Origin of the sequence: Bartonella sp. AS69XJJH (genome assembly GCF_042195585.1) — a bacterium.
In the GTDB taxonomy this organism is placed as follows: domain Bacteria; phylum Pseudomonadota; class Alphaproteobacteria; order Rhizobiales; family Rhizobiaceae; genus Bartonella.
Window position 1 is genome coordinate 80932 of record NZ_JBHIOO010000007.1, and the last position, 13319, is coordinate 94250.

Sequence of the window (13319 nt, forward strand, 5' to 3'; positions counted from 1 at the left end):
AAAATACGTTACTTCCAATACACCAAGTGGATATCACCACAAGATTGAGATCAAGAGAATTTGTTTTCTATCTTTTATTTATACTAGGGTACACTAGAAGCTCATATTGATACTCTATTTTCTCACAAATTTAAAGAGGCTGTATCATTTTCTGCCTATAATCAGCAAATTGACGAATAGAATGAGCAATAGAAGCTGCCATTTGTTTTCTCCAATGAGGATCATTTAATAACTTTTCGTCCTCTTTATTGGATAAATAACCTATCTCTATCAAGACGGAGGGTATATCTGAAGCTCTTAAAACTTGAAAATTAGCATACCGATGTGGGTTATTAATCAAGTTAATATGATTATTTGATAAACTTGAAATAACACTATTTGCAAAATTAACCGAAAATGTATGTGTTTCACGTCGTGTAAGATCCATCAAAATATCTGTAACTTCGAGTGTTTCATCTGCAGGCAAACCATCGAGCAAATCAACTTTATTTTCATTTTCAGCTAAAGATTTTGCAATGGCATCAGAGGCTTTGTCTGATATGGTATACACGGTGGCACCGCGAAGAGAATGTAGATCAATCGTATCCGCGTGAATAGATATAAAAAGATCAGCATCAAACTCTTGCGCTTTTTTAACTCTTTCACTTAGTCTTAAAAAAATATTGGAATCTCGCGTTAAAGCAACAGTAATATGAGAATCCTTTTGTAATTCGTCTCGCAATGCACGCGCAAAATCTAAAGTCACATCTTTTTCTAAAATTCCAGTAACACCCCGTGCACCACCATCAATACCACCATGACCAGGATCAAGAACAACACGGAAATTATATGCTGGTATTAACTGTGTTTTTGTATCAAAATTGGCCCTTTGCTGTTTTTTTAATATCTCATCAAATTTTTCTTGTGTACTTTTACGAATATCAATCAGCAACTGCCATAAACCATTATTTAATTTTTTTACGACACTTTTTTCAACCACAAAAGCCGTTTTACTTGTCAAAATAATGCGTGAAGTCTGTATGTCAGAGAAAGCATAACGCACATCTGAAAGCATAACGGATGATGTATTCTGTTTCTTTAAAGGCGTATTTTGCATCGAAAAGTCAATTGTAGGTAAATTGATGACCAAACGTGCAGGCCTGTCCAAAATCTGTAAACGAACATTTGGTTTTGAATTGAAAACCGCAATAATACGCGTATGAACACTATCACCAATGCTTCGAAAATTAATAAGTCTCAGAGGATCTGCGGCTTGAACACTGGTTTGGGATAGCAAAAAAAATAATAAAAAGTATGTGACGAGCACAATAACATCCCCATAAGCTGTTTTCAGCTTTTTGGTAAAAAAAACTCTTATCATAAGCAAAATACTCTACATTACATTTGTAATAATTTATCTTGGTTATATAAAAATGATACACCAATTTATTCTCTATTTTTCACTAAAAGCTAAATAAACACCCAAAAACGAAATTAAAGTCATAAAGATATTATCATTATACATGATTTACATTGTTACTTGCCAAACACATGATATCAACATAAAAGAATATTTATGCTTCCTAGCTAATAATAGTCATCTAAATTATCTGTAACTCATATTAAGTTGTTTTTAGAGGTTTTTTGCCTATTATGTGTTGAGACTTTTTTATGGATGAAAAATTTCTATGTTATAACATTAGGATTGCATTACTTAAGATTCGTTGGTTCGGATATCCGAACTGTTTTAAAGATTATTTTACCGGAGACTTTTAAGAAATATGAGTCATAAAAAACAGATGGAAATAATGATGAGAAATGGTGTAAATGCAGTCATGCCTCTGCACGTGGTGTTCCATCCTGTTTTTCTGGTACCCCCCTTTTATGGCAGACAGCCTTTTATGTTTACGAATAGTTATAGTGTTCGTTTGAATAAAATTGTGCATGTCGCCTTCAGGATATTAACTTATGTCAAACAAAATGCTTATAGATGCCTCCCATCCGGAGGAAACACGTGTTGTTGTTGTTCACGGCAACAAAATTGAAGAACTTGATTTTGAATCAGAGCATAGAAAGCAGCTCAAGGGGAATATTTATCTCGCACGTATTACGCGTGTAGAACCGTCTCTCCAAGCAGCTTTTGTTGAATATGGTGGAAACCGACATGGTTTTTTAACATTTTCTGAAATTCATCCTGATTATTATCAAATTCCTATTGCTGATCGCCTTGCTCTTCTTGAAGAAGAGGAAAAAGCAGCTGTAGGAGAAAATTCTGTAGATGCCTTTACGGAAGAAGCAACTAACAATAAAAAGCGCTCCAGAAGAACAAAAAAAAATGGAAAAAACAATGTCATAGCAGCCGATATTGAAAATGATATCACATCTGAAACAACAATAATTGATAATACAGAAGAAGCATTAAATTCCGATATTTCTTATGATGAGATCGAAATGGTCGGTGCTGAAGACATCCGTGAAGAGCTCCCAATTTATCAAAGAAAACAAGGGCGCCAGTATAAAATTCAAGAAGTCATTAAACGACGTCAAATTTTGTTGGTACAAGTCATCAAAGAAGAGCGTGGTAATAAAGGTGCTGCCCTTACAACATATCTGTCTCTAGCAGGTCGTTACTCTGTTCTAATGCCCAACACGGCACGTGGTGGTGGTATTTCACGAAAAATTACGAATGTACAAGATCGTAAGCGTCTTAAGGAAATCGTAAAAGAATTAGCAGTTCCAAAAGGTATGGGCGTTATCTTACGAACCGCTGGTGCCAATAGAACAAAAGCTGAAATTAAACGTGATTATGAATATCTCATGCGGTTATGGGATACTATCCGCACTTTGACACTCGAATCAACGGCGCCATGCCTTGTCCATGAAGAAAGCAATCTCATCAAGCGTTCTATACGAGATCTTTACAATAAAAACATTAGTGAAATTCTTGTCTCTGGAGACCAAGGATATCGTGAAGCAAAAGACTTTATGCGCATGCTCATGCCAAGTCATGCAAAAGTTGTGCAACCTTACCGTGATCCTACCCCCATTTTTGCAAGAAATAATATTGAAATTCAACTTGATAAAATGTTGCAACCACAGGTTTCTTTAAAATCTGGTGGTTATCTTGTTATTAATCAAACAGAAGCACTTGTTGCTATTGACGTAAATTCTGGCCGCTCTACGAAAGAATTCTCTGTCGAAAAGACAGCCTTACAAACTAACCTTGAAGCGGCTGAAGAAGTAGCGCGTCAATTACGCTTGCGTGACCTTGCTGGTTTAATCGTGATTGATTTTATTGATATGCTTGAAGAACGTAATGTGAAGCTGGTCGAAAAAAAATTAAAAGATTGTTTAAAAAATGATCGTGCTCGTATTCAAGTAGGTCATATTTCACACTTCGGCCTTTTAGAAATGAGTCGTCAACGTATTCGCATATCGGTTTTAGAAAGTACAACACAGCCCTGCCCGCATTGCGCAGGAACAGGAAATATACGTTCTGAATCATCAATTGCGTTACATGTCATGCGCTCAATTGAAGAATATCTTCTTCATAATTCGCAATATAATATTATCGTGCGCACACCCGTAGCAACAGCACTTTATGTATTAAATCATAAACGCAACATTCTTGTTAATTTAGAAGCTCGCTTTAAGCTTAATATTAGTATTGAAGCAGATGATAGTATTGGAACACAACATCTTGTTATTTCTAAAGGATCAATAGCAGAGAGCATTTCTCAGCCTTCATTGGAAGATGCCAATAAGCAAGAAATTGAAGATTCTGTTTTCATAAAGAGTGAATCTATTGAAAATCCTTCTCCCATTGAAACAAACCAAAAGCGTCAGCGCAAAAATCGTCATGGTGAAACTGCTGATCACTCTCTCTCCAACCTTCATAAAAAAGAAGATACCTTGAGTGATGATTCTTATCGTCGAGGACGTCGTCGAGGACGCCGTGGTGGTCGACGCAATCAAGATAATAGTTTTCATCAGATTCGCGTTCCTTACGCAGAACCAGTGGGAGATTTTGCTAAGCAGGCTTTAGCGGAAATTAAAGCAGAACATCGTAAACGTCGTGCTTCATCTGCTAAACCTTTTGAACTTGAAGAAACAAAAAATAATACACAAGCTCTAGACATACAACAACAGGGTGAGTCTGAAAAAATTGATACAAGTATTAAACCTAAAAAACGTAAAGCACGTTCTTCAAAAGTAGCAGAAAATCAACTCTCTTTAGAGAATGATCAAAATGTCGCAGAAAAAAAATCTCTTGAAGAAAAAACTAAAACCAGTTCGGTACGTAAAGCTAAAACAAAAAAAACAAATAAATCTATTCATGAGGTAGACGATAAAACTCTTGAAAATAGTAAAAAATCAACACGTGGAACACGTAAAAAATCATCTTCTAAAGAGACAACGCAAATACAAAAAACATTAGAGAAAGAAACTGTAACCGAGATAGAGGAAGTTATCGAAACCTCTCCTTCCCAAATTGAAGAAACAGTTAATCAACCCGTTGTTATTTCATCAACGCCTAATGATTCTTCCAAACCTGAACGTATTGGTTGGTGGAAACGCAGAATTCTTTCGAAAAATTAAGGATTTAAAAAACCGCCACAGAAAACTGTGGCGGTTTAAATAAACAATTATAGAAAACGTTTCAACCAATTCTATGGTGTGGGTTTATTACTTTTGTTTTGCTTTTTCTTGCTCAGCCCGCATACGCTCTTCAATTTCTTTTTGCTTTGATTGAATGGCTTGCTGCAGCTTTATTTGTTCTTGTTGGAAATCTTTTTCCTCCATACCAGGACCGGTATAGGCTGCTGTAAACCCATTAAGAGAAAATTCAATAGGGTTAGCTGAACCACGAAAATTAACTGTGGTTACAACCATTTTTGTACCACTTTTCATAGCCGCTATAAGCTTGTCATCTAAGACATCATTAGCAATACAACTTGGTCCATTACAAATAATATAAGGAATTTTTTTAGAGAACTCATCACCAATTTTAATCTGAACACCTTCTGGCAAAAAACGACCTGTAGGCACTTGAATACCTATACGTTTTTCATTTTGCTTCCCTTTTATTTCAACAAGATTAAAAGCCGTTAAAGGTTGTCCCGTATTCGACAATACAGTATTCATTGTATTACAAATATCAACATCATGCTGCTTACTGCAAACTTTGTACCAACCTTGTGATAAAGTTTGCGCATTTGCAGAAATACCAGCTATAAGAAAAAGGGCAGCGGCTCCAACTAATACTGAAACAGCAGAATAAACATTTTTATGCGACATGATTAAGTTAATCCTTTCAACGCGCTCTTAAGTAACTTCAAAAAAATATTAAATATAATTCCAACTTAAATTTATTAAATTATAAAAATAACAATTAATTTTACTATTTTTACTTCAATATATAAAAAAAAGTCAAATTTAGAGAAAAAACTATGATGAGCCATTCTAATTTTTATACACTCATATAATTCCCCTCTTCATCACATTGGTATTTGATGCAATCTATCCATAAAACACCTCTGTGCATTCCAATTAAGATTACACAAACGAATCAATATTGCAATATTAATTAAAATAAACTTCAATACTACTCTAAAAATCTTACTAATTAAACTTTTTACATTTATTACTCTTCATGTTAAGCTTATGGAGCCTTAGCAACAGGTGTTGCAATGCATGAATCTCCAAAATATCAGATAAATTTTACTGTTTTTCTTATGTGCCTCGTGTAATACACAAAAACAAAATCATTTACGGTATTATTGAAACATTTGATGAATTAAAGCCACTTATTGTCTAAAATTTCTGCATAATTGTAAGAGAACTTTTTGGTAATAGACAATTTTCTGCCCTTGTTTACAAAACAATGGTGATACGCTTTTGTAATAAAAATTTTATATTCCATAGCTTTTAACTAAAAAGTTTAGTTTAAAAATAAGCTACTAAAGAAGTGCTTTTTTCTTAATTAAACAACACATTTCTTAGAGAAAAAATCTATAACTGCTGAAAATATTTTATTTATAATAAACTTCTTTAAAATATAATAACATATTAATTTATAATAATAATTTATCTTTTTTCTATATTGTATGAAAGATCCTAATAGCGCAAACCTCTCTTATATTGAATCAATAAAATTTATCCACTTGTACATCACAAGAGGAGTTAGTTTTATAGATAAAACTACTGAACAAAGGAAAAAAATCCCCGCCCCCTATGAATCATCTTACGTGCCCAAAGCCATAATAAATTTATGCTCATATATTAAAAATTTATATATTACACCTCTGTACAAATATTATTTCTCAGCTTTATAACGTGAATAAAAAATATAGCTTTTATCAATTTATTTTAAGTTATTTCTCTATTTTTAATATAATTATACATAAATCAAACAATACTTTTTAATTGAATAATTCTTCAACATGAGAACGCATACGATCTATAATATTCTTTCTCTTGTTTGGAAGCATTATATTATGTACTTCTTTAATGGTTCTACAAAGCTTAGGTGCATTTTTCACAAACCAATTATCTCCTGTAAGACTATTTTTTATATCGTCAAATATTTGTTTTTCATAACTATAAGAGCCATCTGTTAGTAATTCTTTAATATCCCTGACTAAACTAGGACTTATTGAATTGTTTGCGTCTCTTGCCCAACTAAAATCTTTATCTTTCCAATCAAAATCTTTGCGCAAAATAGCGCCTATATCACTCTGCAATATATCCGCTAACGTGTTGCAAGCAATAATAAACATGAGATAATTTTTCATTATCTCATCATCACCTCCACTTTTCTCATTCATCTCCCATTCATTAAACATTTGAGTTTTTTTTAAATAGTCTTTTGTTTTAATCAACTTTTCCTCATACTCCCCTACTTCGTACTCTCTCGCTATGTGTATCCTAGAGATAATTTTTTGTTTTTTTTCAAATAGATTCTGTAATTTCGAACCAAGATCATAATATTCATCCTTCATAGTTTTCAGTTTTTTGTACAACTTATTCTGTTCCTGCAAACGCTTATAGTATTCTGCTTTAGAAATATTTTTTTCCCAAATATCTAAATGAGATATACTTTCTTCAATAAATTGTATTCTCTCTTTAATATTCTTTCTTTTGTTTTTTAAATGTTGGTATTGTTCATCAGAAGATAACTCAGCATAAGCGTTTTTTACGCCATGTATCAAAGTGAGTAATAAAAAAACGATCGTTAGACACTTTTGTAATGAAGAAAGCATGCTATCTTTACCTAAATTTTTTCTTTCTAAAAAATTTACAGGAGCTTATTAGCTTATTATATGCAAGTGCTATTTAATGCGGTTAAGCCGTCTAATCTATTTTCTTCATTATATCAATACGTATATAATAAAAACAAAATAAATATATAAAGAGTTCTTTATTATAAAGTTAAATTTTATTCTTATAAAAAATCAATAACTATTTGTTTTTATAGAATTATTTTATAAAAATAAGTAATATTTCTGAAATAATAAAGATATTTTTTAAACAGAATGTTGTTCTGCCATTTCGACAAGCTGTGTCATAATATTCGCTGCTCCAACAAGCCTTTCATCCGCTGTGGACCAATCACGAATGAGAGCGATACTCTGATCTGGTCGAATTTTTGCCATTGAACCTTGTTTTCCCACCCACTGAACAAGAGCAACACTATTTGAGAAATAGTTATTGCGAAACTGTATAACAATACCCTTTGGTCCAACATCTAATTTTTCTACATGTGCTTTTCGACACAATGTTTTAATATAAAAGACTTTAAGAAGGTGTTGAACTTCAAGCGGTAAAGGACCAAAGCGATCAATTAACTCCGCTGCAAATTCATCAATTTGTTCTAAATCATCAAGTTCTGTTAAACGACGATAAAGCCCCATACGTAATGGCAAGTCAGGCACGAAACTTTCTGGTATCATCACTGTTGTACCAAGTGAAATTTGAGGAGACCACTGCTTATCTTCATTTAGCTCCCCATCTTTTAATTCAGCAACAGCTTCTTCAAGCATTTTTTGATAGAGTTCAAATCCAACTTCTTTGATATGCCCCGATTGCTCTTCACCTAAAAAATTGCCTGAACCGCGGATATCCATGTCATGGCTTGCCAATTGAAAACCAGCCCCCAAGGTGTCAAGAGATTGTAAAACTTTAAGACGGCGATCAGCAGCAGCTGTTAAAATTTTACCAGCAGGAAATGTAAAGAGAGCATAAGCACGTTGTTTTGAACGCCCTACCCTACCACGTAACTGATAAAGGGCAGAAAGGCCAAACATCTCAGCGCGATGCACAATTAGGGTATTGGCTGTTGGAATATCAAGACCTGATTCAATAATGGTTGTTGAGACCAGCACATCATATTGCCCATCATAAAATGCATTCATGATATCATCTAGTTGTCCTGCCGGCATTTGTCCATGAGCTACAACGAATTTCAGTTCGGGAACATGTGTTTTGAGATATTCTTCTACAAAAGCCAAATCAGAAATACGAGGACAAACATAGAAACTTTGTCCACCACGATAGTATTCTCGAAGCAGGGTCTCTCGTATAACAAGTGCATCAAATGGTGAAATAAAAGTACGAACCGCCATTCTATCAATGGGAGGTGTTGTTATCAATGAAAGTTCACGTACACCCGATAATGCTAACCCTAAAGTGCGCGGTATGGGAGTTGCTGAAAGTGTGAGAACATGAATATCACTTTTAAGCTCTTTTAAACGCTCTTTGTGTTTGACACCAAAATGCTGCTCCTCATCAATGATGAGAAGGCCTAACCGTAAAAAATTAACTGCACCACTTAATAATGCATGAGTTCCAATGACAATATCGATTGTACCATCTGAAAGACCTTTTTTTACTCGTGCAAGTTCTTTCGCTTTTACAAGCCTTGAAGCATGTCCAATTTTAACCGGTAATCCTTGAAAACGCGAAATAAATGTCTTGTAATGTTGGCGTGAAAGCAAGGTTGTCGGTACAACAACAGCAACCTGATATCCATTTAATGCTGCGACAAAAGCACTTCGAATAGCTACTTCGGTTTTTCCAAAACCAACATCACCGCATATCAAGCGATCCATAGGCTTTCCTGAGGCTAAATCGTCTAAAACAGCATCAATTGCATTCATTTGATCTTCCGTTTCTTCATAAGGAAAGCAAGCAACAAACTCATCAAATGGTCCAACTGGTGGAAGTAAAGCAGGCGCAGCACGAGTCATCCGCTCTGCAGCTATACGGATTAATTGCCCTGCCATTTCCAATAAATGTTTTTTAAGCCTAGCTTTACGTGCTTGCCAAGCAACACCCCCTAATTTATCTAAAGTTACCTCTGTTCCTTCTGAGCCATAACGTGAGAGAAGTTCAATATTTTCAACAGGTAAAAAGAGTAAATCACCTCCAGCATATCTAATTTCAAGGCAATCTCGTAAAATTCCAGTGGTTTTGATGGTTTTAAGACCAACAAATTGGCCAATACCGTGGTCGATATGCACAATAATATCACCAGAATTTAAAGCAGAAATTTCAGAAATAAAATTTGTATTATTTTTACGCCGCTTTGGCGATCTTATAAAACGATCGCCAAGGATATCTTGCTCTGCTAGAACAGCTAAATCTTCAGCCTCAAAACCATGTTCTATCATGATAACAGCTGCTAATATGCGATCTCGTGGGGTTGCTTTGACAGTTTGCAAGGATTTTACAATATCTATTTTTTTCAATCCATGCTCGTCGAGAACTTGTAGCAAACGATTGAGAGATCCTTCACTCCAACACGCTAAAAGCACTTTTTTACCAGCAGTACGTAAAGATGCGATATGATCAATAACACTTGAAAAAACATTTTTTTCCTGCGCATTACGCTCTTTTACAAAATCATATCCCTGTTTAACATTGGTGTGAATAACAGTTTGTTCTAAACTTTGTGGAATATTAAAAGGCGAAAAATCAATACGCTGTGAAGATTGTTGCACATCTTCCAAAACACGCTCTGGCGTTAAGTAAAAAAGACTAGGATCTATTGGATGATAAGAAGTAGAATTTTTTTCATCATTTTCGCGCTCTTTGCGCGCGTTATAATAGTCTTCAATAAGACGATAGCGCTCAATGAAGACTTCTTCTATAAGATGCTCAAAAACGATCGGTACGTTGCCACAATGGTCAAAAAAACTATCAAGGTTTTCATAAAAAAATGGAAGCCAATGTTCCATACCGGAAAAGCGCCGACCTTGAGCAATTGCTTCATAAAGCATGTTATTTTTTTGTGATACGCCAAATGTACGGGTATAATTGCTCTTAAAACGGCTGATGCATTCTGGTGTAAGAACAACCTCACTCATTGCCTGTAATAAAAGTTCAGTTTTTTGGCCTGTTGTCCTTTGACTTTCTGGATCAAATACGCGGATACTTTCTAGGGTATCTCCAAAAAAATCAAGACGTAAAGGTTCAACATCCATCGGAGAAAAGATATCAAGTATTCCTCCTCTTACAGCAAACTCACCAACATCACGGACAACCGTAACGCGTTCAAAACCATTGGTTTCTAGAAATTGAATAAGATTTCCCATGTTATTGCGCTGGCCAACACATGCGTGAATAAGCTGAGCTTCTATCATTTCACGAGGAGGCAACTTTTGCATAATCGCATTTGCTGTTGTTAATATAATTGTAGGATGTGGATCTTTACGTAAATTTGCTATGTGTGCCAATGCTGATAGTCGACGTGCCATAACAGCAATTCCTGGTGATACACGATCATAAGGCAAACAATCCCATGCAGGAAATTGAAGTACGGGTAAATTGGGCTCAATAAAATTTAAAACTTGTTGTAAATGCACAATTTTTGTTCCGTCGCGGACAACATAGATGAGCGGTTTACCTTGTGCAGTTTCTGAACTTAATTTAGCAAGCGCAAAGGCTTCAAATCCATCAATAACTCCATCTAAAATCATACGAACAGAATTATTTTTGGGAATAACAATTTTTTTAAATATAGGCATCGGGATTAATAACTTAAGCAAGTACGATAATTGGCAATATCACGAAAAAGTGGACTATCAACTTCAGAGGGTGGCGAAATTTCTCCAGTAATCCATGTGAGTAAATCACGATCATCAAAAGACATAATATACTCAAGTTCAGAGAGCGTTTTATCATTCATTCCAGTAATATGAGCATCGACATAATGTCCAAAAATGAGATCCATTTCACGAATACCGCGATGCCATGCACGAAAAATCAATCGACGACGACGCACATCTAATTGATTTTTGTCAACGACAAAAACTGTCATTAAAAAATCTCCTTGAATAAAGTAATATAAACTATTCAATTAATCGTATAAAATTTTTACCTTGCTTTTAAGGAAGTTCTATAATCTTTTGTTCTTTAAGTGTAATTCGTCGATGCATTTGCTTAGCCAAAGCGTAATTATGTGTTGCAATAAGAGCAGAAAGACCAGATTGACGAACAAGGATAGATAAAGCTTGAAAGACGTAAGCTGCAGTTACGGGATCAAGATTTCCTGTAGGTTCATCAGCTAAAAGAACCGAAGGGCCATTTGCTACGGCACGTGCAATAGCAACACGTTGTTGTTCTCCTCCCGATAACTCTGAGGGACGATGATCAGCACGATGAGAAACACGCAGATACGTCAATAATTTGCGGGCACGATCTTCTGCTATGGATTTTTTTAATCCTGCTATCATTTGCGGTATCATGACATTTTCTAACGCCGTAAACTCTGGAAGTAAATGATGAAATTGATAAACAAAACCAATATCATTTCGTCTTATAGCTGTTCGCTCACTATCAGAGCGCTTTGCACAAGAAACCCCCCGTAACATCACATCACCAGCTGTTGGTTTTTCTAATAATCCAGCAATATGAAGAAGTGTTGATTTTCCAGCACCAGATGGTGCAACAAGTGCGACAAGCTCTCCACGATTAAGAATAAAATTCGCTTTATCTAAAACAATGAGCGGTTTATGACTCTCAAAAAAGCGTCTTTCAATCTCTACAAGCTCTAAAATAGCTGTCATTATTCATACCTCAAAGCTTGTACAGGATCTAGCTTAGCAGCACGCCATGCCGGAATGAGAGCAGCAAGAAACGACAAGAATAAAGCCATCATAGCAACCAAGATGGTCTGTTTCCACTCAATTTGTGCAGGCAATTTTGTTAAAAAATAAAGTTGAGGATTAAAAACGTCGACATTAAATAACCAAGATATAAAGTCTTGGATATGATTAATATTCGCGGTCGCGATAACACCTAAAACTAAACCCAATATAGTTCCAATAAAACCAATCATCATCCCTGTAATGATAAATATACGCAAAATCGCACTCTGTTGAGCCCCCATCGTGCGTAAAATTGCAATATCATGACTTTTATCTTTTACAAGCATAATCAACCCTGAAATAATATTTAAAGCAGCAACAAGAACAATTAGAGAAAGAATGAAAAACATAACATTTCGTTCAATCTGTAAGGCTGAAAAAAAAGCCTGATTGCGTGTCCGCCAATCAATTAAATAGACCTGTTGATCAACTGCTTTTTCTACAACAGGTTTTATTTGATCAACAGCATCCGGATCATTTAGAAATAATTCTAAAGACTGAACCTTATCTCCCAAATTAAAAAACATTTGTGCTTCATGGAGAGGCATAAAGATAAATATTGAATCATATTCAGACATACCAACTTCAAAAATAGCAACGACTTTATAAGCTTTCACACGTGGGGTAACACCAAAAGGAGTCTCATCACCATCTGGAGTAATAATACGAATATCTCTTCCAACTGTCAGTCCCAATTTTTCTGCTAAGCCACTTCCAATTGCAACACCTTCTTCTTGATCAAACCGAGAAATCGATCCTAATTTAATGTTTTGAGAGACTGTTTTAAGCTTTTCTAGATCTTGTTTGCGCATACCACGAACTAATGCGCCAGAGCCACCTTGAACTTCACCTTGAACAAGCGCTTGACCTTCAATAACAGGTAAAGCAAACTTCACACCGTTTGTAGTTTCTAAAGAAGAAATAAGAGTCTTATAATCAGAAAAACCAGAATCAACTGTTTGAATAATAAGATGCCCATTCATACCAAGAATACGATTGAGAAGTTCTGTACGAAAGCCATTCATCACCGCCATAACAACAACCAGAGCAAATACGCCCAACATAATCCCAATAAGAGAAATAATTGAAATAACAGATGCAACGACATGTTTTTTATTGGGGATCATATAACGAAAAGCGATCATCCACTCATAAGATGAAAACCATTTGTTTTTCAGCCTCTTCATAACA

At 35.0% G+C, this 13319-nt stretch carries 8 protein-coding genes; 1 reads left to right on the top strand and 7 read right to left on the bottom strand.

The annotated features are described in order from the left end of the window. Positions 1-130: 130 nt before the first annotated feature. Positions 131-1360 (bottom strand): N-acetylmuramoyl-L-alanine amidase, encoded by a 1230-nt coding sequence (locus tag ACFIK6_RS05100; RefSeq protein ID WP_375677434.1) that lies wholly within the window; start codon positions 1358-1360, stop codon positions 131-133. A gap of 587 nt (positions 1361-1947) precedes the next feature. On the opposite strand from ACFIK6_RS05100, the gene ACFIK6_RS05105 reads away from it, so the two are divergent. Beyond that, entirely contained in the window at positions 1948-4578 is a 2631-nt protein-coding gene (locus ACFIK6_RS05105) for an Rne/Rng family ribonuclease (protein WP_375677435.1), read from the top strand. Between the two features lie 87 nt (positions 4579-4665). Here ACFIK6_RS05105 and ACFIK6_RS05110 read toward each other — a convergent pair whose 3' ends face one another. From ACFIK6_RS05110 to ACFIK6_RS05135, 6 genes are all read right to left on the bottom strand, one after another. Next, the gene (locus ACFIK6_RS05110) at positions 4666-5277 is read right to left on the bottom strand and encodes an invasion associated locus B family protein (RefSeq protein ID WP_375642002.1); all 612 of its coding nucleotides are present in this window, start codon (positions 5275-5277) and stop codon (positions 4666-4668) included. Between the two features lie 1124 nt (positions 5278-6401). Further along, positions 6402-7241 carry a hypothetical protein gene (locus ACFIK6_RS05115; RefSeq protein WP_375677436.1) on the bottom strand — a complete coding sequence of 280 codons (840 nt, stop codon included), beginning with the start codon at positions 7239-7241 and terminating at the stop codon, positions 6402-6404. A gap of 264 nt (positions 7242-7505) precedes the next feature. Further along, complete coding sequence (mfd, locus tag ACFIK6_RS05120) at positions 7506-11006, bottom strand: transcription-repair coupling factor (RefSeq protein ID WP_375677437.1); 3501 nt, start codon at positions 11004-11006, stop codon at positions 7506-7508. Positions 11007-11011: 5 nt separating this feature from the next. Then, the gene (locus ACFIK6_RS05125; protein ID WP_375641998.1) at positions 11012-11299 is read right to left on the bottom strand and encodes a succinate dehydrogenase assembly factor 2; all 288 of its coding nucleotides are present in this window, start codon (positions 11297-11299) and stop codon (positions 11012-11014) included. Positions 11300-11366: 67 nt separating this feature from the next. Continuing rightward, a complete protein-coding gene (locus tag ACFIK6_RS05130) occupies positions 11367-12047 on the bottom strand; it encodes an ABC transporter ATP-binding protein (RefSeq protein ID WP_273723192.1) in 681 nt (226 codons plus the stop codon). Beyond that, a complete protein-coding gene (locus tag ACFIK6_RS05135) occupies positions 12047-13315 on the bottom strand; it encodes a lipoprotein-releasing ABC transporter permease subunit (protein WP_375641997.1) in 1269 nt (422 codons plus the stop codon). Before ACFIK6_RS05135 ends, ACFIK6_RS05130 begins: the two co-directional genes overlap by 1 nt. Between the last annotated feature and the right edge of the window lie 4 nt (positions 13316-13319).

Bases quoted from the DNA above. Each gene is read 5' to 3' on its own strand.
- ACFIK6_RS05100 (WP_375677434.1), bottom strand. From the start codon at position 1,360: ATGATAAGAGTTTTTTTTACCAAAAAGCTGAAAACAGCTTATGGGGAT.
- ACFIK6_RS05105 (WP_375677435.1), top strand. From the start codon at position 1,948: ATGTCAAACAAAATGCTTATAGATGCCTCCCATCCGGAGGAAACACGT.
- ACFIK6_RS05110 (WP_375642002.1), bottom strand. From the start codon at position 5,277: ATGTCGCATAAAAATGTTTATTCTGCTGTTTCAGTATTAGTTGGAGCC.
- ACFIK6_RS05115 (WP_375677436.1), bottom strand. From the start codon at position 7,241: ATGCTTTCTTCATTACAAAAGTGTCTAACGATCGTTTTTTTATTACTC.
- mfd (WP_375677437.1), bottom strand. From the start codon at position 11,006: ATGCCTATATTTAAAAAAATTGTTATTCCCAAAAATAATTCTGTTCGT.
- ACFIK6_RS05125 (WP_375641998.1), bottom strand. From the start codon at position 11,299: ATGACAGTTTTTGTCGTTGACAAAAATCAATTAGATGTGCGTCGTCGT.
- ACFIK6_RS05130 (WP_273723192.1), bottom strand. From the start codon at position 12,047: ATGACAGCTATTTTAGAGCTTGTAGAGATTGAAAGACGCTTTTTTGAG.
- ACFIK6_RS05135 (WP_375641997.1), bottom strand. From the start codon at position 13,315: ATGAAGAGGCTGAAAAACAAATGGTTTTCATCTTATGAGTGGATGATC.